Source organism: Rugamonas sp. GW822-FHT03B10 (assembly GCF_058801745.1).
In genome coordinates this window covers 42,852-64,502 of record NZ_JBXANP010000020.1, presented here as the reverse complement: position 1 = coordinate 64,502, position 21,651 = coordinate 42,852, and the positions used below count along the sequence as shown (strand labels likewise).

General features: G+C 57.6%; 33 protein-coding genes. 2 read left to right on the top strand and 31 right to left on the bottom strand.

The features are described 5' to 3' along the window. Positions 1–8 precede the first annotated feature (8 nt). From AC1RQG_RS23940 to AC1RQG_RS23890, 11 genes are all read right to left on the bottom strand, one after another. Positions 9–1,220 carry a phosphoadenosine phosphosulfate reductase domain-containing protein gene (locus AC1RQG_RS23940; protein ID WP_493135245.1) on the bottom strand — a complete coding sequence of 404 codons (1,212 nt, stop codon included), beginning with the start codon at positions 1,218–1,220 and terminating at the stop codon, positions 9–11. A gap of 86 nt (positions 1,221–1,306) precedes the next feature. Next, positions 1,307–2,608, bottom strand: a complete 1,302-nt coding sequence (locus AC1RQG_RS23935) for a hypothetical protein (protein WP_493135243.1) — start codon at positions 2,606–2,608, stop codon at positions 1,307–1,309. A gap of 69 nt (positions 2,609–2,677) precedes the next feature. Then, positions 2,678–4,198, bottom strand: a complete 1,521-nt coding sequence (locus tag AC1RQG_RS23930; protein ID WP_493135241.1) for a UvrD-helicase domain-containing protein — start codon at positions 4,196–4,198, stop codon at positions 2,678–2,680. Positions 4,199–4,371: 173 nt separating this feature from the next. Beyond that, positions 4,372–4,917 (bottom strand): hypothetical protein, encoded by a 546-nt coding sequence (locus tag AC1RQG_RS23925; RefSeq protein WP_493135239.1) that lies wholly within the window; start codon positions 4,915–4,917, stop codon positions 4,372–4,374. Next, positions 4,914–5,192: a hypothetical protein gene (locus AC1RQG_RS23920; protein WP_493135237.1), complete on the bottom strand. Its 279-nt coding sequence runs from the start codon at positions 5,190–5,192 to the stop codon at positions 4,914–4,916. The genes AC1RQG_RS23925 and AC1RQG_RS23920 overlap by 4 nt, the downstream gene beginning before the upstream one ends. 96 nt (positions 5,193–5,288) lie before the next feature. Then, complete coding sequence (locus AC1RQG_RS23915) at positions 5,289–5,675, bottom strand: hypothetical protein (protein ID WP_493135235.1); 387 nt, start codon at positions 5,673–5,675, stop codon at positions 5,289–5,291. After that, the gene (locus AC1RQG_RS23910) at positions 5,672–6,124 is read right to left on the bottom strand and encodes a hypothetical protein (RefSeq protein ID WP_493135233.1); all 453 of its coding nucleotides are present in this window, start codon (positions 6,122–6,124) and stop codon (positions 5,672–5,674) included. The genes AC1RQG_RS23915 and AC1RQG_RS23910 overlap by 4 nt, the downstream gene beginning before the upstream one ends. A 10-nt stretch (positions 6,125–6,134) precedes the next feature. Next, positions 6,135–6,464 (bottom strand): hypothetical protein, encoded by a 330-nt coding sequence (locus AC1RQG_RS23905; RefSeq protein ID WP_493135231.1) that lies wholly within the window; start codon positions 6,462–6,464, stop codon positions 6,135–6,137. A gap of 14 nt (positions 6,465–6,478) precedes the next feature. Continuing rightward, a complete protein-coding gene (locus AC1RQG_RS23900; RefSeq protein WP_493135229.1) occupies positions 6,479–6,751 on the bottom strand; it encodes a hypothetical protein in 273 nt (90 codons plus the stop codon). Between the two features lie 15 nt (positions 6,752–6,766). Continuing rightward, positions 6,767–7,561 carry a hypothetical protein gene (locus AC1RQG_RS23895; protein ID WP_493135227.1) on the bottom strand — a complete coding sequence of 265 codons (795 nt, stop codon included), beginning with the start codon at positions 7,559–7,561 and terminating at the stop codon, positions 6,767–6,769. A 65-nt stretch (positions 7,562–7,626) separates the two neighbouring features. Then, a complete protein-coding gene (locus tag AC1RQG_RS23890; protein WP_493135225.1) occupies positions 7,627–8,202 on the bottom strand; it encodes a hypothetical protein in 576 nt (191 codons plus the stop codon). Between the two features lie 29 nt (positions 8,203–8,231). On the opposite strand from AC1RQG_RS23890, the gene AC1RQG_RS23885 reads away from it, so the two are divergent. Then, positions 8,232–8,777 carry an HNH endonuclease gene (locus AC1RQG_RS23885; protein ID WP_493135223.1) on the top strand — a complete coding sequence of 182 codons (546 nt, stop codon included), beginning with the start codon at positions 8,232–8,234 and terminating at the stop codon, positions 8,775–8,777. A gap of 279 nt (positions 8,778–9,056) precedes the next feature. Here the strand turns inward: AC1RQG_RS23885 and dnaB are convergent, their stop codons facing one another. The 4 genes from dnaB to AC1RQG_RS23865 form a co-directional block, all read right to left on the bottom strand. After that, entirely contained in the window at positions 9,057–10,445 is a 1,389-nt protein-coding gene (dnaB, locus tag AC1RQG_RS23880; RefSeq protein WP_493135221.1) for a replicative DNA helicase, read from the bottom strand. 18 nt (positions 10,446–10,463) lie between these two features. Continuing rightward, complete coding sequence (locus AC1RQG_RS23875; protein WP_493135219.1) at positions 10,464–11,222, bottom strand: hypothetical protein; 759 nt, start codon at positions 11,220–11,222, stop codon at positions 10,464–10,466. 232 nt (positions 11,223–11,454) lie between these two features. Next, entirely contained in the window at positions 11,455–11,598 is a 144-nt protein-coding gene (locus tag AC1RQG_RS23870) for a hypothetical protein (protein WP_493135217.1), read from the bottom strand. Positions 11,599–11,749: 151 nt separating this feature from the next. Beyond that, positions 11,750–12,172: a hypothetical protein gene (locus AC1RQG_RS23865; RefSeq protein ID WP_493135215.1), complete on the bottom strand. Its 423-nt coding sequence runs from the start codon at positions 12,170–12,172 to the stop codon at positions 11,750–11,752. A gap of 554 nt (positions 12,173–12,726) precedes the next feature. Between AC1RQG_RS23865 and AC1RQG_RS23860 the strand changes: the two genes are divergently transcribed. After that, positions 12,727–13,713: a hypothetical protein gene (locus AC1RQG_RS23860; protein ID WP_493135213.1), complete on the top strand. Its 987-nt coding sequence runs from the start codon at positions 12,727–12,729 to the stop codon at positions 13,711–13,713. A gap of 108 nt (positions 13,714–13,821) precedes the next feature. Here the strand turns inward: AC1RQG_RS23860 and AC1RQG_RS23855 are convergent, their stop codons facing one another. The 16 genes from AC1RQG_RS23855 to AC1RQG_RS23780 form a co-directional block, all read right to left on the bottom strand. Beyond that, positions 13,822–14,061, bottom strand: a complete 240-nt coding sequence (locus AC1RQG_RS23855) for a hypothetical protein (RefSeq protein WP_493135211.1) — start codon at positions 14,059–14,061, stop codon at positions 13,822–13,824. Between the two features lie 35 nt (positions 14,062–14,096). After that, positions 14,097–14,459 carry a hypothetical protein gene (locus tag AC1RQG_RS23850; protein WP_493135210.1) on the bottom strand — a complete coding sequence of 121 codons (363 nt, stop codon included), beginning with the start codon at positions 14,457–14,459 and terminating at the stop codon, positions 14,097–14,099. 16 nt (positions 14,460–14,475) lie between these two features. Then, complete coding sequence (locus tag AC1RQG_RS23845) at positions 14,476–14,724, bottom strand: hypothetical protein (RefSeq protein ID WP_493135208.1); 249 nt, start codon at positions 14,722–14,724, stop codon at positions 14,476–14,478. A gap of 13 nt (positions 14,725–14,737) precedes the next feature. Then, the gene (locus AC1RQG_RS23840) at positions 14,738–14,899 is read right to left on the bottom strand and encodes a hypothetical protein (protein WP_493135206.1); all 162 of its coding nucleotides are present in this window, start codon (positions 14,897–14,899) and stop codon (positions 14,738–14,740) included. Between the two features lie 14 nt (positions 14,900–14,913). Next, positions 14,914–15,102, bottom strand: a complete 189-nt coding sequence (locus AC1RQG_RS23835; protein ID WP_493135204.1) for a hypothetical protein — start codon at positions 15,100–15,102, stop codon at positions 14,914–14,916. A 166-nt stretch (positions 15,103–15,268) separates the two neighbouring features. Beyond that, a complete protein-coding gene (locus tag AC1RQG_RS23830) occupies positions 15,269–15,721 on the bottom strand; it encodes a GNAT family N-acetyltransferase (protein ID WP_493135202.1) in 453 nt (150 codons plus the stop codon). Positions 15,722–15,983: 262 nt separating this feature from the next. Continuing rightward, positions 15,984–16,136: a hypothetical protein gene (locus AC1RQG_RS23825; RefSeq protein ID WP_493135200.1), complete on the bottom strand. Its 153-nt coding sequence runs from the start codon at positions 16,134–16,136 to the stop codon at positions 15,984–15,986. Positions 16,137–16,148: 12 nt separating this feature from the next. Next, positions 16,149–16,346, bottom strand: a complete 198-nt coding sequence (locus AC1RQG_RS23820; protein ID WP_493135198.1) for a hypothetical protein — start codon at positions 16,344–16,346, stop codon at positions 16,149–16,151. Positions 16,347–16,359: 13 nt separating this feature from the next. Beyond that, positions 16,360–16,641 carry a DUF6283 family protein gene (locus tag AC1RQG_RS23815; RefSeq protein WP_493135196.1) on the bottom strand — a complete coding sequence of 94 codons (282 nt, stop codon included), beginning with the start codon at positions 16,639–16,641 and terminating at the stop codon, positions 16,360–16,362. 16 nt (positions 16,642–16,657) lie between these two features. Then, entirely contained in the window at positions 16,658–16,891 is a 234-nt protein-coding gene (locus AC1RQG_RS23810) for a hypothetical protein (RefSeq protein WP_493135194.1), read from the bottom strand. 10 nt (positions 16,892–16,901) lie between these two features. After that, complete coding sequence (locus AC1RQG_RS23805; RefSeq protein ID WP_493135192.1) at positions 16,902–17,051, bottom strand: hypothetical protein; 150 nt, start codon at positions 17,049–17,051, stop codon at positions 16,902–16,904. A gap of 68 nt (positions 17,052–17,119) precedes the next feature. After that, positions 17,120–17,362, bottom strand: a complete 243-nt coding sequence (locus AC1RQG_RS23800; protein WP_493135190.1) for a hypothetical protein — start codon at positions 17,360–17,362, stop codon at positions 17,120–17,122. Positions 17,363–17,403: 41 nt separating this feature from the next. Then, positions 17,404–18,075, bottom strand: coding sequence for a tyrosine-type recombinase/integrase (locus tag AC1RQG_RS23795; RefSeq protein ID WP_493135189.1), 672 nt, complete (start codon positions 18,073–18,075; stop codon positions 17,404–17,406). Between the two features lie 134 nt (positions 18,076–18,209). After that, positions 18,210–19,484 carry a tyrosine-type recombinase/integrase gene (locus AC1RQG_RS23790; RefSeq protein ID WP_493135187.1) on the bottom strand — a complete coding sequence of 425 codons (1,275 nt, stop codon included), beginning with the start codon at positions 19,482–19,484 and terminating at the stop codon, positions 18,210–18,212. 3 nt (positions 19,485–19,487) lie between these two features. Further along, positions 19,488–20,270: a hypothetical protein gene (locus AC1RQG_RS23785; RefSeq protein ID WP_493135185.1), complete on the bottom strand. Its 783-nt coding sequence runs from the start codon at positions 20,268–20,270 to the stop codon at positions 19,488–19,490. Between the two features lie 19 nt (positions 20,271–20,289). Continuing rightward, a complete protein-coding gene (locus AC1RQG_RS23780) occupies positions 20,290–21,498 on the bottom strand; it encodes a DNA-binding protein (RefSeq protein WP_493135183.1) in 1,209 nt (402 codons plus the stop codon). Positions 21,499–21,651 lie beyond the last annotated feature (153 nt).

Genomic DNA, 21,651 nt, shown 5'->3' with positions numbered 1-21,651 from the left:
TACCGCCATCAAATGGCGAACATGCTCAGTTGGATATCGTCCTGGGCGTCCGGTCCGTCCGGAGACGGAGCGCCATCCAGCTTCGCGGCCTTCTGGCTCAGCAGATCTGCGTACCGCTCACGAACGGCATCCGCCGTCGTGTGGGAAATGGACAGGTTCAGAATCTCGGCGACATCGCGCCGGACCTCAGCGAGGAGGCGCGCCTCCTCATGTGTGGGCAGCCTGGTCGGCCACCCCTTTGAATAAAGCAGATGATCGGGAATGCGGCGCTCGGCGTCTTGCCTTTGCAGCGCCGCCCGCTTCGCGGCCGCGACTTGGGTCTTCAGATCGGAAGACAATAGATGTGGGGCGGTATCGGCCAGCCAGCGGTGCCCCTGGAACGCGAAGGTCGACCGGGCCTCCAGCCCCACCATTTCGCGCAAGATGTCCACGTTGTCCGCGCAGCCTGCGGAAGCGATCAAGTCGCCCTCCGAACTCATAATGCAGAAGGCACAGGAGACGCGCGACATGTTGTATTTCGTGTAGGCCTCGTGGAGCTCAAGCCCGGCTCCGTCGATCGAGGCCAGTACCTCGCCCAGCTTCCATTCGATGATCGGGTTCCAGGTGTAGCCGACGCTACCGCGCCTGGTCAATCGAGCTTCTGGCGCGGCAATCGGCATCTTCGACCGCGGCGCGCTCTCTTCGCGGCGAATCCCCGATACACTGACGATGTCACGCTCTGGATAGCGCTTCTTCAGTGCGCTTGATATCACCGCACTCTTTAATTCCGACGTACAGAATCTCATTGATGGCGTGCTCCACGGAAGAATCATCTTCACGCACGAGAGGTCGCGGTATCGCGCCACATTGTTTTCCCACCGCACGTTCCAGCGATCCATCATGTCGCCGGCCTGCCGGCGCACCGTCAGCAGCTCCCAGCCCAGCCGGTCGGCCAGGCGCTCGCATACGGGCAGGCTCTCCCGCCATTCAACACGGCCGAGGTCCGAGTGCACCAGCACTTTGGGGCCGGAATGACCAATGCTCTTAAGGTACTGGTCCGTCGCGATCGCGGCGGCCTGGGAATCCTTGCCACCGCTGACACCAACGGCCACCACGGCATCTTGCTGCAGCAGCTCCTTTATCTGGTCAGTAATGGCCAATGGCGGCAGCTGAAGCTGCGACGACGGCCGTCGCAGCATGCTGACCGGAACGACTGGATTGAGGAAGCGAATTATTTCCATGGATCTGCGCTTTCTGAAACTGCAGGCAAAAAAACAGCCGCGCGAGGCGGCTGCGGACATCGCGTAAGGGCCAAGACCCGCGCGACTTATGGGCGTGGGCCCGAGGAAGGTTCAGGCTCGTCGCCACCCATGGCGTGCTCGAATTCGCCTTCCAGAGCGGCGAAGTCTGGAGCCGGGGCAGCGGCGTCGACGGGCTGCACCGGCGGAGTCGCCTGTGCGTTTGGCGCGATGTTCGGCGTGTTGAATTCGTGCGCCAGGAAGGTGCCCGGTTCGCCGGCCAGGATGTTGAACGGCGAGAAGCCGTCGATCGTGTCGGAGCGTGCGATACCTGGCAAGATGACTTGTGCGAAACGGTTGCCGTCGGCACCGAAAATCATCTGGTAGCGCTGGGTCTTGCCGTCCTTGACGTCGGCGATCAGCTTGTAGGCTGCGTTGTCGTCCTTGTTGGGGTCGCCGGCATAGGTCATGCGGTAGCCAGGAATGGATTCGAGCTTCACACTGCCGTCGCCCAGGCCGTTGAACAGGTCTTCGTTAGGAACGCCCTTGAAGATATTGTTCTTGAACATGTCGTCCAGGGTTTTGGTCACGTCAGGAACGTATTCGTCGCCGTCTTTCTTGAAAGCGACGTAGACGGCACGGGTCAGGACGTCGTCGCCGTCCGTAACGCGCAACAGCGCCAGGGCCTTCGTGCCGCGCGCCAGTTGGGTGCCCAGCGCAGCTTCCAGGCTGGCGCGGTCGGTCACGGTCACGGCTTCGTTCGGCTCGACAGTATCGATGACGACGGTCGGCTTGTCTGCGCCGGACAGCTGCTTCAGTTTGTCCACGGCCCATTCGTAGGTGAATTCTTTGTCGAAGGTGCCGTGATCGTTCTTGACCTTGGCGGTGATCTTGTGCGCGTTCACCGGCAGGGTGATACGTTCCGGTTCGCCCGGCTTCATGTCCGGATTCTTGAACGAGATGCGCGGCGCGGTGGCCAGGACATTTTCGATGAACGAACGGTTCTCGTGATCCGCATTGCGCGACGAGGCCAGGGTGTTCAACCAGCGGGCGCTCAGCTGGCGGCGGTCGCCATCCATCTCTTCCATGAGATAGCAGCCTTCCAGGGTCAGGAAGGTGCCGGCGGCGGCTTCAGGCGTGTTCAGCGCGCCCTTGCCATTACCTTTCAGGAAGTTGGTCACCGAACGATCCGCATTGTCGCCACGGAAGATCACCGAGACGACTTCGCCGTCGGCCAGGTTCTTGTTCGTGTTCAGGATGGTGCCGGTCAGCTTCATGCCGGTATCCGTTTTTTCCGCCGTGGCCAGTTTAAAGACAGCGCCGAAAGCGTTGTACTTCTGGTCGCCGCCAGCGGCCTTCGATTTCTCCTGCAGTTTCTTCAGAAGGGACATTACAAACTCCTTAACGTTGAGGGTATACAGCTTTCGGTTACTGCTTTACAGCGGATGCACGCCACAGGCCTACGCCGGCTTCAGGCCGGCGGCCTGCTCGTGTCCGTGTTCGTTCACATGCTCCTGGTATGCCAGGAGCGATTCGCACAGCTGCAGCGCCTTCTTGGCGCGCGTGGCTGTGACGTATTGGATATTCACTTCTTCGACATCCTCGGCACCGGCCTCGGCGATGTCGAACAACTTGCCATCCTCGTCGATCAGCTCCATGAAGTCGCCCGCCATCTGGACGTTATCGAATTCGAGGCCCTTGGACTTGTGGCCGGTGGTCAGAACAATGCGCTTGGCGTGGCTACCAGCCTCATCTCCGGATACCACCGGTGGCAGCGCCTTTTGTTCGATCTGCTCGATCAGACGCGGAATGTCCTGGCCGTATTTGTTCACCAGCTTGCAGCGCGCCTTGATCTCGCGGTCATTGATCGCTTCGGCGTACTCGAGCAGCTCATCAAAGCCTGCAAATGAGCGAATGAAAGGATCCTTGACCTGGCTGCCGGAACTCAGGTTGAACACGTCCAGGATCTGGTCGAAACGGTAGCCCTTCATTTCGCCGACGAACGAAAACGGCTGGTTGTCGGAGAGGCACTGCACTGCGCGATTGAACAGGGCCGAGTTGCCGCGGCTGATAAATGCGTATCCTTCCGCCGCCGATACAGAGCGCACGCGGCTTTCCGGGCCCAGGCCGCGCAAGCGCATACTTTCGTCTTTCACCGCCAGCAGCATGTTGGCGACGTCGGCCACTTCCTTACCGAATCGGAAAGAGCCGGTAAGGTAGTGATGCTCGTCCGCCTGGATCGATTCCATCGCATTGGTCGCGCCGCGGAAGCCGTAGATCGCCTGGTGGCGATCACCGACATAGACCTTGCGCGCCTTCTGCGCGTCGACGATGGCCTGGGTGACTGGGTTCGTGTCCTGCGCCTCGTCGAACAAGATGATGCCGTACGGCAGGCGACGGCCCGACAGCTGGTAGAGCTTCAGGTAACCATCGTGCAGCATCGGCACTTCCGACTTCAGGTCTTTCATCAGTGTCCAGATGCGCTCCGCATCTGCCTTCAGCATCTGACCGTTGAAGTACTTCACCTCGACGGGCGCATTGCCTACCGAGACGTGCTTCATGCCCAGCTCCGTGTCTGCCGACACGAGGAAATTCTTGACCGTCTCGATCACGCGGCCGCCGTACAGGTGGTGTGCGGCCTGCGGAATATCGTTGAGCGACTTCGAGATATAGCGCTGGATGTGGAAGGGCTTGATGTCACCCTGCAGCTTATTGGGCACGTTGCCGTATTCGCGGCCGCACTGGCCATACGCGATCGAATGCGCCGTCTTGCAGGTCGTGTTCGATGGGAACTTGGCGCTGGCCTCCAGCTGGATAGACTTGTTGAAGGCCACATAGAGGATCCGCTCATCGCTGTTGCAGTCGGCAAAAGCGTTCAGCGTCGAGGTCTTGCCAGTGCCGGCACCGGCCGTCACCTTGATGATTTCCGCATCGCTGTCGCAGACGGCGAGCTGCTCTCCGGTCAGTTTCATGGCGCTCATTTGTTGACTTTCGTTAGTTTATCTTTTGGCGATGATAAATGGCAAAAGTCAAAAATGCAACCATTAAGCGAAAAAAAAGCGCCGGCTAGGCGCTTTTCTGACAGCTATTTATACTATTTCACATCGAACATAATGCAACGATAGTCAATATAGGCATATTGCTTTTTTATAATTTACCATCCGGGCGGGTAGGCTGGGTATGTTACCCATAAAGACAACATGGACGGAGCATCCAACGATACGCTCCAAGCGTAGATGCCCCGGGTTGTAAAGTAGTAAACAGGCTGCCCCAGCAGCTGGCCGATGTCACCCGCCTCCTTGACGAAGCCGTTCATAAGCTCGCGCAACGGTATTCCGTCCTCACTGACAGCCAGCTCCACCAGCTGCTCGGGAGTCGCGCCAGGAACACGCTCCTCGTTAGGGTGAGGCCCGTTCCGAGTGATGGAGAGCTCGCGCAGCCTTGCCCATTCGCCTTGCGGCAGCTGGTCGTGCAGATGACGCAAGATGATCTTCCGGAACTCAACGATATGCGGCCGCAGGCCGGGACCAGCCCGTTGGCCAGCCTCCCATGCGGCCAAATACATTTCACACTCGCTGCACACGCCAGATCCGGCGGCATAATCCACCTTGAGCCACCAACAGCCCGACTCGCACGCATGCAGATCATGGCAACCACAGCCAATGCAGTGGGCCAGGCCGGCGTCGTGGCCTTGGCTCATTGCGACGTACCATCATGCGCCGGAATGAAGCACTTGACGTTGGCATTCGAAAGAACCGCGTCTACATCTTCACCAGCGCATACCTGGAAAGCGGTCAGGTCGCTGCCGACGAACACCAACGCTGGGCCCAGCTTCAATACCGGATGCGCGTCCAGTGCAGCCTGCAGGACAGCATCAAGCTGCTCGCGCTGCGCGAACGTCACCCCGTCGGGGATAAGTCCGATGTCGATTGCTTTAGCCATGGCGGCATTACCCATCTGTGTCGTCAATTTCATGCTACGATCTCCTCGATCACTACTTCGAATCCATCAAAATAAACTTCGTCCACGCCGGGCACTCCATCTCCAGCCTGGCACCTGCCGCAAGCAGTTTTATTCGGCGGCGGGGCTGGCATCGATCTTCGCGTACAACTCATCAATTTCCGCTTGCATCGTGCGGTTCTCTTCTTCGTTCGCATCCATCTCGTCCGATAGCAACCGCACGCGCTCCTGCATCTGCTCCTTTGTCATGGGCCGCTGCGGGTTATCCTGATGGGATTGACCGCCAGGCATTACGCCCGATCCCACCGACCCTCGTTCGTCTCGCGCGTCCCCGTCTTCGCCCGCTGCGCCGACCACCTGCTGGAAATGCAGCAGCATCCTCTCCGCCGTCGCAAGCTCGTCGGCGCCGGCAGCGTTTCGCTGAACCAGCTTCATCCCTTCGCAAAGGATGCGGATTTGCCTGTCCGTCAAATGGAGCACCCTGGTAGTTTCGCTCATGATGTGCCTTTCTGTTGGATCATGTCAGGGTAAAGATCTCGCGCTTCGCGGATCAACCGCGCGACCGGCTCCGGAAGCATCACTTCATCGGCGGCCGCCGTCGCCGCCAGCCGCGCGGATATCGACTGCGCGTGCTCTTGGTCAATGTCGACGTCGACCTCAGGCACCGTATCAACCTCGGGCGATCGCAATTTAATGAACACCGCCACCAGAATCATAAATTCGAGAGCGAAGAGCGCGAACGTGCCTTTGTAGAACTGGTAGCCGACACGCACAGCCCTGTTCATCAAGTCCGGATCTGCAGCACCACCGCCGCCCATCATCCGGCCAGTTTCCGCCCATGCGATTGTGTTCATGTTGAATGCGTAGACGACCACGAAAACGTGAATCGGCACCAGAACCAGCAAAAGCACCAGGTAAAGCCGAGGAGGCTTCGAAGATCGAGGCATGCGTTTCCCTTTAAAGCGTCGCAGTTGGCGTGGTGGTCCAAGCAGAGGTCTTTGCGCTGGCATCCTCCAGCAGCAGCCCCTTTCGCACCAATTCCAGCAGCGTTCGACGAATATCCATCACATGACCGCGTGGAGCCTTCACCGCGAATCCATACGGAACCAGAGCTGCAACTTCACCCGTCTTCAGTTTGCCGTGCTCGATCAAATGAGTCAGGACGTCCGCAGCGCGGATCGACAGCCGCCCGTGACGTACATCATCGATAACGCTACGGCCGCAGTAACCCGCAATGCGACTGATTTGCGCCGTAGTCCTTGGATGTGGATTATCACGAATCGACATAGTTACTTTCTTCGTCAAACTGATGCGAACTGGGCGAGATAGTCAGCGCCGAGCTCCTGCATCAAGCGCTCCTCATCCAATGTGTCGATATTCAGCTGAGCGTCTTTTGTACCCATCAGCACACGATAAATATCTTTCGACGCCAAAGGATGAGCGGCCATCCGCTGTTGCGCTTCAAGAAGCGCCTTGCGGGAAACCGCTTTGTCTTGCCCTGCGATCTGCGCAGATACAGCAGCCGCCTGGTCTTTGAAACCTTTAAGGGCTTCCTTGTACGAATTTGGGAGCATTGTCTATTGCTCCAGTTACGCAGCGCGGCGGCCAGCGCCGCCCACCAGCAGGAAAAGCTGCCCGCCACCGTCGATGTCGATGCCAGCTTCTTCTTCACCCAATGGAGCCTCGTTTGCGGCAGCGCCGCCATGCGTCGACACCATCCAGGCAGACACATCCGATGGGGTGACACCGAATTCGCGCGCCATGAGCGACACGTCTCCCCACCCGGTGCTGGCATCCTTCTGCCAGAACATGCGATCGAATTCATGGGTCGTCAGGTCGCGCTCCTTCAGATGCGTCCACAACGACCAGCCCGTCGTGATCGAATGGTGATCCGTGTCGTCGCGCCAACTCGCCCCTTTGATCACGTCAGGATTGATCCGCGCCCGCTTAAACAGGCCGCGCTGCAGCGTAATCACCACGCGCACGCCATCGCCCATGACCAGGTAATGCGACTGGCGGTTGAATACGCCGCCGCGTCCTTTCTGCGGGACCACTTCAGTGATCATGCTGCCGGCCAACAGTTTCGACAGCGAGCTCAGCGCGCGGTAGGCCTTCTTGCCGCGAGCGAACATCCCGTCATGCACGGTCCAGAAATGCACCCTGCTGGGATCCAACGAAATCGTTTTGTCCACCTTCAGGCCCAGCAACGTCAACAAGCTCACGATGGATTGCGGCCGCAGGTTCTCCTTCTTGCCGGCGAGCCAGGACCTCAGATTCCGCACCGGCAAATTGCCGACGCGTGCCATGAGTTCGACATCCAAATTGAGCAGTCCGGCCACCAACATCACCAGTTCGTTAGCCTTCAGACGATTTGCGGAAGCCATACAGTTTTTCCTTCGATTTTCGACACAACACACAACATCATCACTGCCTAAAAGGCAGACCCAAATCACCCTAATAAGGACAACAAATGCTCCTGGACAACTGAATCATCCTTTGTCATCCACAAAGTCTGCATCTGCGCGCCACCTATCCGATCAAGCGCAATCACATTTACTTTTTCAGCAAATCCACCCAACCCATCCTTCAGCAGCTCAACCAGATCTCCAGCGCACTCTTCTTCGCCCTTCGCTTCCAGTTCACCAAAGATCAGGATCCCATCCACCACCTTTGCCACCAAAAACGCAAACTTGCTCCCCAAATCCAAAATGAGGCATCGCTCAAACTGATTTAGGGCCAGCATCGAACACATCGCCGGTATCGTGGATTTTTCCGCCACCCAACGATGTAAGCCTTGGGACAACATCCCGTCTGGCAGCACCCCCAAATCGAACAGGACAGCACGGATCTTGTCCGGGGAAATGTTCCGCACCTTACCTTGCGAGGTCACAAATGCGGAAAGGTTGCTACGCTGGGTAGCGTGGGCAACCGCCAGGCTCTGCAGAGTTACTTTGCGGGCTTCCCGGAGGAACCCTAACCACCCTGCTTGGCGCGCGAAATCTTCCAATTCTGAGTTGACTTTCATTTGCCTATGTTAGCATTGATATTATGTAGATGCCATTGGTATTTGGCGTTCGTGTTGGTTCCGGAGCATATCTCAATAACAAACAATACGCAATTATGATGCTGCTAACGATCGAGCTTGTCCCGACCACTTGCTGGTATAGCAATGTCCGCTCAAATGTCTCACCGGCGACATGGGATCGCCTTCAGGCGGAAGTTTTTAAGGCAGCTGGCCACCAGTGCGAGCTGTGCGGCCGGCGCGGTGACACGCATCCGGTGGAGTGCCACGAAGTGTGGACGTACGACGATCACAAAGCCGTTCAACGGCTCGAACGACTCATCTCTCTGTGTCCGGAATGCCACGAGGTGAAGCATATTGGTCTTGCCCTCAAGATTGGCCGGGGACAACAGGTGATCGCGTGGCTGGCCTCAGTGAATAGCATCACGCCGGCGCAGGCCCTTGCGTATACGCAACACGCCTTTAAGGTCCATGAAGTTCGATCGATGTTCGACTGGACCTTGGACCTCCAAGTTCTGGCGGATCGCTACCGCGTCAATCTGGACCGCCGTGGGATCGAACAGGGGATAAACCGCTAAGTGAATTCCCACTACAAATTCTTCGGGGCAGCGCCGAACCGCGCTAGTGCCGATTCAACTTGCGTCGAATCCGGTGTCCGCCATACTTCGCGCTGGACCAGCTCGTCGGTGCCGAACTCTTGTCGCGAAACCTTATTGACTACGCTCAGGAGCCTATCCGGAGGAGCCGGCCGACTCAACATAGGCGCGAATTCGCGCTGTTTGTCTCCCGCCTCCCAGCCACGTGGAGTCAAGTGAAAAGCCGTCCATTCGCTGCCCAATATCATCGCGCGTTACCAATCAAACCGAAAGCCGGCTCATACTGCCGTAGTTGGCGAACTTGGTGTACTCGCCCATCCAGGTCAGTCGCACTGTGCCGATAGGACCCGAGCGCTGCTTGCCAATGATGATCTCGGCGGTGCCTTTGTCTTCGGAGTCCGGGTTGTAGACCTCGTCGCGATATAGGAAGATGATCACGTCAGCATCTTGCTCGATCGCGCCGGACTCGCGCAAATCGGACATAATCGGGCGCTTATTCGGCCGTGATTCTAACGATCGATTCAACTGCGACAGCGCAATCACGGGGCATTTGAGCTCCTTGGCCAGCGCCTTTAGGCCACGCGAGATCTCCGACACTTCGGTTGCGCGATTCTCCGGCTTTCCCTGGTCCTTGTTACTGCCGACCATCAGCTGCAGGTAGTCGACGATAACAAGCCCCAACTTCCCATGCTTGCGTGCGAGGCGGCGTGCACGCGAACGCAATTCGATCGGGCTGAGGCCGGCCGTCTCGTCAATGAAAACTTGCGCATTGTTGAGCTTCTGGATTGCGTGCGTTAACCGCGGCCAGTCATCATCATCGAGGCGACCACTACGCAAGCGTTGTTGGTCCAGCTTGCCAGTAGAGCTGAGGATCCGGCGCGCAAGCTGCGTGCCGCCCATTTCCATCGAAAAGATTACGACGGGCTTCCCAGCTTCCACAGCCACGTTCTCGCCGATGTTGACGGCGAAGGCAGTCTTCCCCATTGCGGGGCGTCCAGCCACCACCACCAGGTCGCCGTCTTGAAGACCAGATGTGAGTTTATCGAGATCGGTAAAGCCTGTCGGCATACCGGTGATTTCACTCGGATCGTCGCGTGAATATAGGGCATCGATCTGTTCCACGACTTCGGTCAACAAGGGCTGAAGCGCCACAGCGCCGTCGGTACCGCGCGAACGATCTTCGGCGATGGCCAGAATCCTGGCCTCCGCCTGATCCAACAGCCCTGATACGTCCTCGTCACGCATCCGATACGCGTCGTCGCAGATCTCATTGGCAGCAGTGATTAGGTTACGCAGGACGCCACGATTTCGAACGATCTCTGCATACCTGGTGATATTCGCAGAAGACGGAGTGCTCTGCGCCATGTCGTTGAGATACGCCAGGCCGCCGAAATCGTCAGCCTTACCAAGTAGTACCAGTTGCTCATGCACTGTGATGACGTCCGCCGGCTTGCTGGATGCGATCAACTTGATCATCTCTTGGAAAATAATCCGATGATCGTACCTGTAGAAGTCACCGGCGCTAACCTGGCCGCTGATGCGATCCCAGGCGTTATTGTCCCGAAGGAGGCCTCCGAGAACCGACTGTTCGGCTTCGATGGAGTGGGGAGGAAGGCGGAGCTCGTCTACGTTAATGTCGTATTTTTTCATATGTAACTCAAACTGAATTTATTTTCCACGAGAAGGTACTGCGAGGAAGAGCCCGATGATTGTTTCATCAGCCCTACGCTCGATTTCAGCGCAAGCCAGGTGATTTTTATTGACTTGGCCGAGGTTCGACTCATTCGGCAAATCGGCAAGCATCCCCTTCACCATCCTACGTCGCTTCGCGATCCGCTGCTGAACTCTTCCCGCACAAACACCTAGCTCGGCAGCGATAACTTTGTATGGCACGTTCAACTCCCTTTGATAGTAAGCGACCCCATCTATCGCCAGGCTTAACGCCTTCTTTGTCCTGCTAATCAGCGCCCAATGGGATTCCTTATAGGAAGCGTTCAAGTTCACCAATAGATCACGAAGCCGTCTCACGTCAGCTCGACTCTTCTCCAGCTCAAATGACGTACGAATTACCACTGCTGGCAAACAGTTAGACTCTGCGGCTACCGGAGTTTTTTTTGTAGAAGACTCTTTGCGTCCGGTTTGAATCCGCTTAGCCTGCACGTTATCCCCTATCTTCATCTCCGCTGTTGATAGGGCTTCTACCAACGTGGGGGCGGCAATCGCTGCGCCCTTAGCCCAAGCACGCAATTGGCCGAGGCTCCACTTCAGGTGCCGTGGCCCCGGAATTGGTGCTGGAAAGCCTTTGACGCCCCGCCCGCGCAGAGTGGCAGGAGCAAAACCAGTATATGCAGCTGTCTCGACTACGCCTACAACAACACAATCCTCAAGGCGGGACAGCCGCTCAACTAAGTCCCAGTCGCGTTCCATCGATATCTCCTAAATGAGTTGAGTTTGGCGAATTCCATTGCACTGCTGCTTTATTCTGGCCAAATCGAAAAAAACAAATAAGGACAGATAAGAGGGATGCAGTGTCAATTTTCAATTGGCGATTCAGGTTCATAGGTTTCACGCCAAAACCGAACTCTATAGTGTCCTGGATGGGAAACGTTAGGACAGAAATTGAAGGGGTCGCGGGCCAAATCTTCGCTACCGGCCACAGTTAATCAACGATCAGGACAGGTGCCCAGTTACCTCCCGCGAGGACCATCAAGCCCTCCTCGCGCTCAACTTTACGAAAGTGGGCAGGGAGGCGGTTCCAGTCATCCTTTTTCATGCGAATACCGGTAAAATTGGCGTCATTCATTTCACACTCCGTTCAGTCTGAATTTGAAAGAAGCCCGCTCCGGTTACAGCCGCAGCGGGCTTCGCTTTAAGTACAACGCCAGTGTACGCCAAAGATTTTTACTTTGAAAGATTTTTTTTGTTTTTTTCTTAAAATCTTTTTATCTGTAGATCTACCGCCCTGTTTTCTTGAAACGCCCGCTCGGCCGCCATCCCGGAATACTTAGCGCCACAAGACCACCCAACACCAGCACCGCGAATCCGATAGCGCCAGAAAGGACCTTGCCGAACGGCTCATAGCGCACCACGCGCTTCTCGAACATGGTGCTGCGTACGCTGGCGGCCGGTACAATCCAGGTTGTCCCATCCTTCAACGTAATCTCGGCATCCCCGGACACCAATGTGTGCCCTAGACTTCCCCGCACCAGACACACCCCCTCCGATGTCTGCTGAACCGGGCATGGCTCGTCGAGCCGGATCTGCGCGTCGTCATAAATCATCATCGCCCCCATTACGCGGAATGCGGCAACGAAGGCGAATGCGAGAACACACAGCGATACCGCAAGCCTGAACAAGCCCACAGCCAACGACTTCATGTTCTACCTTCAGGAATAATCACGTCCATGGCATGGTCAAGGACCTTGTCCGGACAGGGCCGCCGGCGCACACTGTCGGCGGCAGCTAGGTAAGACTTCCAGGTGCTCTGCGCAATTGGAAACGCTTGCCCTTCATTGATCAAGTCAAGGGCTTTGACCTGCGTAATTCCGGCAGCCTCGATCAGGTTTCGAAGCGCAGTTCCGTTGTCAACCTTCTGGACGCGCCCGGCACGCACTGTCGTTGTAGTCACTGGAGTCTTAGGTGGCATGTGCTGAATGCTGAAATTTGTTGATGGAGGGAAGAGATTGAGATTACATCCAATCTCACAAATGGCATTCTAGGTGCACGTGTGCACCTACGTCAAGAATAGACGGCGCGCCGCCGCTATCCAAATTTAGGTTAAACTTGTTGCCACACAGAAATCAAACTCGGGATCAAAATGATACTTTCGAACACCCCCCCACAACTTGAACTCACATGCACGCCTGATGTCATCGCTGCGGCCGCTAACCTGGTGGCGACGAAAGACAAAATCGATCAGCTAGGCAGAACCATGGCCGGCACCACCATCGTCGGTCAGCTGTTTCCTGATTGGCAGGGTCATCGCAGCATTGGCCCGCACTGCTTCGCGACACAGGTATTGCCGTTCTTTCGGCATGCTCGCTCAGAAGCAAGAGCATGCGGCACTCGACGCAAGACGTTAGTGCCAACGGCGCAAGTGATCGGCGAGAGCTGGCGTTGGTGGCCACATAATCTGGACGACGCCCAGCAGCTGCGCGTCCTCGAAAAAACAACTGCCGCATTTGAATCATCTACGCCAGGGCACGTTGAATCGGAATGCCCTCAATATACCCACATCAAACCACTTGGGATCATCCTTGCACACGAAGGTAAGAACCGGGTTGCCCTATTCAAGGAGCGCGACATAACGCACATTCCCGCGCTGGTGTCGGAAGAGGATTACCCCGCAGCCGATCGCATTCGGATCTTCAATCTTGGTGGCGCATGCCTTGCTGTTCTCGATGGACGATTTGTTGAAAGTGTGAAGGCGCTCAATCTTATACGCCATCTGATGGAGGCATACGGTATCGCCGTAGAGAAGTGCTGGCCAGCCGAATTTGCGGCGCTGGACCAAGTGCTAAGCGACATGAACGACACTCGCTACAAGCACCAGTGGGAGCCGCACCTGGTCGACATGGAAAAATTGAAGCTGGATGCCGCAGCCAGTGACATCGAGGTGGATGCGACGTTGCTGGATGTCGCGGCGATAACGCTGCCTGGGCTCAAGACTTGGTTGCAAGCGGCGGCTGCGCTTCCGGTGCTGCTGCTTGCGCTGAAGTTCGCATCAGGGCGGTGGCCAGGATTCCAGATACTGGTTGCGATGCTATTCGGAGCGCTTTGCATGCTGCTCGCGACGCCTCTACTTCCACTGGTAAGGACCAAGGTTCGACATCTGAACGAGCGCCAACGCATGAGTGAATTTTTTGCAGCCAGAAGACGACTCGAGGCGAAGCCAAATACCGCATCGCTCAAAACTTAGGCACACCGACGTGTTCCTTCAACTGCGGGCGGCAAGTGTGGTCGGCAATTGATCTATCCACAGAATCTGTGGATAACTACTCCAGCTTCTTTAATTTCCATGCGGTGTTTACAGGCAAAGCTGACTCGCGATGTTGCGGCCAGCTTGCGTTGCCTTCCATTCGCCGATGGACGTGCGGCCGTCGACCTCTTTTTGCTCGACCAACCCAAGTCGTGAAAGGGCGTGCATCGTGTCGACGTTGCAGATGCGTTTACCGTTGACGTGAATGGCCATACCAGCTCCCGGCTCTGACTCCCATCCATGCCCAAGCCACTTCAACACACGGCGCTGCGCTTCAGTCAGTTTCATGGATTACCCGCCTAATTTTTCCGATCCTAGCAACGTCAGTTCTCGTAGATCAGCGTGAAGGGCCAGCCGACATTGCTACGGCTATTTGTGGCCCACACCTTATCACGTTGCCGTTCCAGCGCCACGGCTACAAGATCTTCTTGCCCAGTCGATTTTGCAGCCAGCTGAATCGCAATATCGCATTGCTGAACTTCCTTTGCGCTAGATGCACTACGGTAGCATACCAACCACCTGTCGAGATAACGGCCGGCGTCAGGCATTTCGCGCTTGATGTCCTCATTGATACGAGAAACCCTCGTAGTCGAAGCCTGCACCATTCGGACACCCTGCACGGCCAGAAACAGAAACCCTCCTAGCAGTATCAACGACAATGCGACGTTAATCTTATACTTAGTCATACAAACTTTCCCCGGGCTATTTCAAAACAGTTTTCGCCACCTGGCGGATGCGGCCGGCGGCGCGTGACGGCGAGTCGCCACACTGCACCCACTCGTACTCGGACATCCACCAAGCGATAATCGCCGCGGCAGAGGCCTTCGTCGGCGCTGCGATGACGGACTCGACCTCGACCTGAACTTCGCTCCACCAATCGCGACCTTCTGCGGCCGTTGCCGACTGATCGACCGCGCTTCGGTAGATCGCCATCACCTGGTTGAAATTCATGGCACCGTTTTCCCTATTGCGGCAGTTCATGTGCCTGGCGCACTTCGGCACCAGCTTTACGGAACGAATCGGCCATGCTCGGCGGAATAGCGTACCAACCGCCGCCGCCAACCTTAGCCCAAATCGCCGGTTCCTTTTGCGCGGCCTCGCCGGGCGTGTTCTTAAATTCGCTCACAGAAATTTCCTCGGTTACTTTGCCAGCCGCCAACCGGCTTTGCTAGCGATGAGCGCGCCGCGCTTCGTCAGGACACTCAGGCGCTCCCCAACTACCGCCCAGGTGTTGATGCGGAGCGCTTCAATCTGCATCAGCTTCTCCCGGCTGCCGTGACCACCGCGGATCGCAGCCAGGATCTTGTCGTCAAGATGGTTGTCGTTCACGATGCGTTTTCCTTGGATCACAGTATCCGCATTACGCACACGATTGTTGAGTGCCCAGCAGCTTGACAATCATCGAAGCTGCCGATGTGTAGCCAAGTGTCAAACGCTAAACCGGCAGCAAACAACGCTAACGCGCCGAGCGTGACAGCAATGGATCGAAATAGCTTCATGCGGCTCTCCGCAGGACGTAGCGCAAGTACGGCTCACCCTTGGCGAAGCCACGATACAACCGCTGAGCGACGACATTATCTGATCTGGTAATGCCATACAGGCGGGACCACTCTCCGGCCTCAAGGCGGGCCAGTAACGCCCCGGCCAGCGCTTTTGCGACGCCGGTATCATCGCCTCGATAGGACTTCTCTACATACAGGTCCTCGACGTAGCAGAGCGGCGTCGTCTCCCACGTCCCTTCGTGTTCAACGAACGTGACGAACCCGACAACTGCGCCGTCAATCGTCGCTACCAAGGCTCCGATGGATGATGCTGGGTCAACGATCCGACGCCACGTGGCAGCCGTCGTCTTCTCGGGCAAATGGCCTTCGCAGTAGTGGTGCCACAGCGTACGCCAGCCCTGTTCATGCTCTGGTGCTGCGGTGACGATTTCGCTCAATTTGGACATCGCGTTATTTTCCTTGAATTCTTAGTGAGCAGGGACGGTACTTTAACGAAGATATGGAACCGCAGGCCAGAAATGAGTGACGAACAGGACCACCGCGAGAACAAGAAATACGACCGCGATAATCTTTAGTGGGGCTTGCTCGTCACGCTTTTTCTTAGTGGCACTTGTATTCCAACCCAACATAATTGTCTCCTTTGGTCGTCGGCTACCGGCCGATGCGGTTGCACCACATGGTGCGTTTGTCGTCATGCTGATTTTCCTCTTAGGCGCGCAGATCGGCGACAGCCTGCTGCACCAGGGCGCTGTCAGTTGCATTAGCGTTCACCAGACGTTGTGCCAGCAGCGTCAGCAAAGTGTCACGATGAGCGTGCGCGTAAAAGTACATGGTGCGGGATTTCAGAATAATGGTTTTCACGATCGATTTCCTTTACGGAGTTTTGCTGTCACGCGACTCGATCAGGTAGCGCACCAAGGCCGCTTCTAGACGCGCTTTGCGTTCGTCCTCTGCAGCTGATACGCCGAAGCTGTGTAACTGATCAATCGCTGCCTGATAGACTCGCTGTTCACGGGTGGTCAGTTCGGCGCAGCGAGCTCTCCAGGCTTTTTCATCGCTAGAAAGAGACATATCGTTTTCCTTCTCAGTTCTTGTGGTGTTCGATGCACGCTTTTTGGCTGGCGAAAACCTGCTCAGCACCTGTCAGGTGCAGCGCAATTCGCAGCCGGGCAGCGAGCCGCACAAACGCGTTCCTGTCGCCATTCACAAGCATGTGCCCCGCGCACTGCATGTCCGTTTTCTTGTGGCAGACAAACGAGTCTGCTTCCAGAATTTCTGCCATCCTGTCCTCGCCAAGCCAGCCCTGCAAAGTGTCTTTGCGAAACGGGCAGTCACGGCATGGACTTGGTATGTGCGGTAGTTTCACAGGCTCGGCTTCCCGGTTAGTTCGTGCGGATTACGTTCCACACATGGTTCTTATTGCCGCGCACGGTGAACTCCTTGCGGTAGCCGAAACTGCGCATCGTCTTACCCATTTCTAGAACGATCGTCTCGAACTGAAATTCAGGGAAAGGTTGGGTAGTGTCCACGTTTTGCAGCGCGCCGACTTGGAACGTACCGCCCATGTATTGGATGATGTCGCCCGATTTCAGGTCTGGTGTGTGCAATCGCCTCATGTCGTTTTCCTTACGCCTGGCGAACGATGGCGCGGTACTCGCGCAGCTGTGCGGTGTAGCCGAAAGCGCGGAACTCGTGGCGGCCAATTTTTTGCAGCAGGCCGCGCAGATTTTCAATACCGCGCACGTACATGCCTTTCATCACATCGTCCATCGTCATACCCTTTGGTTTCGGGGCGCATAATTGCGCATCCCATGACTTAGATTATATAGTACCCATTGGGTACGTCAAGTTATTTTTTCGACCTTCTTCAAAAGGCGTTCATGTTTGCCTTTTAAGGCTTCATGCGCAAGGATTTCGCGCAGAAGAACCCACATGGTCGAAGGCATCTCCCTCGCATTTTTTTCAGCGTCATCTGGCAACGCCCATTTCTTGAGCGTAGTCTCTGGCGCGCCGATGCGCTTGGCAAATTCGGGCCAGGTCAGACCAAGCTTTGCCTTTGCATCGCGGAGAAATTCTTGCTGCGTCATTGTCGTAGTCATATTAGTATTCGTTACGTACCCAATGAGTATCATATCACCTCTGCAAATGCCTGCCGAAGTTTTCGTTTATCGACTTCCAAATATGGGTCAACATGATCCAGTTCAGCGTGCCCCAGCATCAGTTGCACGGTGCCCAGCTCGACACCGTTGGCCAAGAGTCTTGACGCCATCGTGCGACGGCCGCTGTGCGAACTGCCTCCTTTGATCCCCGCATCGCGGTACAGCTTCGAGACGTGCGCTTGCAGTGCATCGCAAGCCGCGTAATCGACCTGGTCGCCGGCCCTGTTGATTCGACGCTTGGTGTTCATTGAGTAGCGATAGCCCTTGAAGGTGAGCACCAGCGCGCTGTCTGGCCGAAGGCCACGATACCGCTTCGGGTCATCGCTCATACGCCAGCGCCGTGCGGCGCGTAGCGCAAGGTAGTCATCAATCGCCGCCACCAAGTCCCGGTTTGTTGGATAGATACACCGTTGCCGAAGGCCCTTCGTGATGATGGCCCGGAGGGACACTTCTGCCCGGATCGCCCCGGACGGAAATAGCACGTCGCCGACCTCGATCTGCGCGATTTCAGACACTCGCATACCCGTGTGGATGCCGAGTAGCAGGACTAGGATATCGCGCTCTGGATCGCGGCTGGTGGCTTTAGTGACGCGGAGTAGGTGCCGGTACTGGCCCGGCTTCAAGACGGCGGCTTGTGGCATGGTGGTCCTCTGAATAGGCGTAAAACAGGTTGCATTCAGAGCTAGTCCGATGATGGACTCTTTTTCTAGCGTAACACAGGCCCAGCCTCAGTCCTCGGAAAAGCCAGTCGCGCCTTTTTCCAAAAACGTCGCATCTATTTCGGAAAGTCACAAGAGGTATCCGCTGGACTAGCCATCGGCGCCGTGCCCTCGCGCGCGATCGCCCCCGGCCGGATCTGCTCGAGCGATGCCACGATGGACAGTACAGCAGGGGCGGTGTATGGAAGAGTCGACTGGATGTCGGCGTGCCCCAGTAAAGCGGCTACATCGCGCAGCAGGCCTGGGCCGGTCATAAGAGCAGCGCGCGCAAAAGTTGAACGCAGCCAGTGGGGCGACGCAGCTTCCAGGTTGGCGGAGTCGGCGTAGCGCCCCGCTTCATACAAGGCGTCTGCGGTGGCGGCCAGTCGGTCCTTGACGATCCGGTACAGGCCCTGCCGAGTCTTAACGGCAGTCCACGATCCGAAATAACGTCGATCAGCCGTTCTACGCAAATTTTTCCCCGCGATGACAATGGGTGCGGTACGGACGGACAGTAGCAAGGGGGTCTTCTCGCCCTCGGCAATAACCTCGGGAAGGCCATAGGCGGCCCTGTAGGCGCATAACGCGCTCCACACGGCCACTGGCACCGGCAGCATGCGTTCGACGCCGCCCTTTGCCGTTTCTGCCTCAACCACGAAGATCCGGTACCGATCGCCAGTGCCGGGCATCGCCTCTAGCCGAAAAGCACTCATCTTCGCCTGCACAACTTCGCTGGCGCGCAGGCCGAGTCCGCGTAGCAGTTCAAAAATAAAGCGGTCGCGCATAAGCACTTGGCGGCCGGCAAACGCGTTCCTTCCGCGTGCAGCCATCGTCTCCAACACCAAGTCGTATAGATCGAGAGACACGGCACGCTGCGGGTTGGCGTTACGCCTGCGCGGAGCTCCTTCGAGCGCCATGGGGTTCAATCGGATATAGCGCATTTTCAGCCACGCTGCGAACATTGCGTGGGCCACGCGTAGGATGTCAGATTGACTGCTGGCAGTCGGCTGCGATCTGAAAGGCGTGCTTTGGCCGGCGTCGTCCGGTAGTGCCGCGGCGGGCAGCTTGGCCAGAAAAGCGGAGTATGCGGCAACCTCCCGCATAGTCCAGCGCGAAGGCGTAACCATGATGATATTTTCGCAGAACCACCGCAGCTTTGCGATGTGGTAGCGGTACGTGTCGACCGTGGACGTGGAACCAGCCTTTTTGCTCTCGGCCTTGCGGGCGACGGCCGCCAGCCAGACCTCCGCCGCCTCCCAGTCGTCAAGTACCGGTCCTAAGCCGTGGCCAGGCTCAGGGTTGTGGCTCAGCAGGTCGACCTGGGCGGTGCCGGCGGGCGTGATTTTATTCATGCTCTACCCCTTCTCCATTGATCCTGGTGCGCCGCCGGCACGGAAGGCCAACTGGCGATAGGTTTCGACAGTTTGCTGCTCGCGCTTGAGCCGGGCTTCGAGGTCGACAACCCGTTCCTGGACGGCCCGAGTCTCGCCGCGCACTGCGTCGATCGCGTTCATGGCGAACAATCGCGCACCTTTGCTTTCTTCGGCCAGCTGCCCGACCCGTTCCGTTTGCGCGACCAGGGCCGCATTGGTGCTGGCCAGCTGCTCCTGCATTGCAGCGCGGATCTCTGTTGCGGCCAGCAGCTCGCCGGCGAGGCGGGCGGCCTGCCCGCGCACTTCCCGTACCGTTTTTTCGGCGTCGGCTAGCTGAGCCTGCAGGTACGCAAACTGGGCGCGCAACTGCTCGGCTTCAGGGCTGTGGTGCGGGGCGCGGGCCAGCACGCGCGCCAGCGCCTTTTCGATCAAAAACGCCAGATCCTGGCCCGGCACTGCGCTCGGCTTTGCGGCCAACTGCTCGGCGGCGCGCGCCTGGCCCGCCAGCTCCCGCACCAGTTCCTTTTTGGCTCTTTCGAACGTGTCCGTTGCTGGTGTCCGGCCAGGCGCGTATTCATCGAGCAACCGGCGGTAGACCAGCGGACTGTAGGTCTGGCCGGTGGTAGCATGAACGGCGCGGATAAAGTCGTCCACGAAGGTGCGCCAGTTCAGTGCATCGTCCGGGTGGCGCGCTATGATGGCAGGCATGGCGTCAGCCAGGGCCTGCGATTGGGCGTCGGTCAGCTCGATCCGTTTGCGGGCCATGTTTTTATCCGGTTACAGGTTAGCTTTTCGAAGACTTCTGGCCGGCCTTGCCACCGACAACGCCATCGGCGGTTTCGGTTTTTTTGCGCAGCTCGGCCGCAGCGCGCAGTTCTGCGGCCTCCTCGATCGCCTTGCGGGCTTCGGCACGCGCCGCCGCCGTGTCCTCGCGGGCGCTGACGGCTTGCCGCTGTGCCGCGTCAAGATGGGCATTGGCCGTTTCCACCGCCACGCGGGAAGTGGTCAGACTCTCCTGCAGGCGCTTGACGGTGCTGCGCTCCTCTTGCAGTGCGCTCGCGGCTTGCTCGGCACGTTCGACACCTTCTTGCAGGCGAGCGGTAACGTCCTCGTTGTGGGCGGCCAGCACGGCGGCCCGCTGCTCGGCCTCGATGCGGGCCTGGTCCACGCTGGCCAGAGTCTCGTTCAAGGCCGCGATCGCCGTCTGCGCTTGCTCTTGCACCTTGGCCACAGCCGACTGTGACTGCTGCTGAATCTGCGCCATTTGGTCCTGCGCCAGCTGCAGTGCGGCGCTGGCCGCCTCGGCGCGGGTCTTCTCTTCCTGCAGGCGCTCGGTAAGAGACACCTGGTGGGCGTCCGATACGGCGGCGGCGCGCTCAAAAGCGATACGCTTGGCACGCTCGTCGTCCAGTACGCCCCGCACGTCAACCAGATCAGCCTCCAGGCGCGGCATGGCTTCGAGCCGCAGTTCGGCCTTGGCCAAGTCCGTTCTCGCTTTCTCGGCCCCTTCCCGCTCGCGCTTGGCTTCGTCGCGTGCCGTGACCAGATCGGCGTCGACCTGCTCCAACCGGCCGCGCACGGTGGCCAGCTCCTGCTGCTCGATTTCCAGCTGCTCAGTCAGCGTGTCGATCTCGGCCAGCTGACGTTCGCCCTCGCGCGCCAAGTCGGCGTTGTTTTGCTCGCTCTCGGCCAGCTTGGCTTCAAGGTCGGCCTTGCCTGCGGCCAGCTGCTGGCCAATGACCCTAACCATCATGCTCGTCAGTTCTTCTGGGAGCGTGACCTTGCCGGCGTCGGCCGACACGACTTGACCTGCCTCCCACTTCTTGAACAAGGGCGTAATGGTGGATAGGCTGCCGCTGCCGTGGACATCAAGGATCTTGCGTGGCGACGGGGTGATGTTGCCGGCGCGGAGCCTGTCGCAAATGGCGTTGACGTGTTCCTGGGTAATTGTCGCTTGGCGGGCCATGAGGTTTCCTGTCTGGTTGAGGTGCATATCGTATCGATACGATACGATATCAATGTATGATACGATACGATACGAAATAAAACAAGCGTTTTTGTGTAGGCGAGGACGGTCGGGACTCGTGTGAAAATACCCAAAGTACATGTAAGCTATTGATTTTGCTCGAAATAACTTACCCCAAAA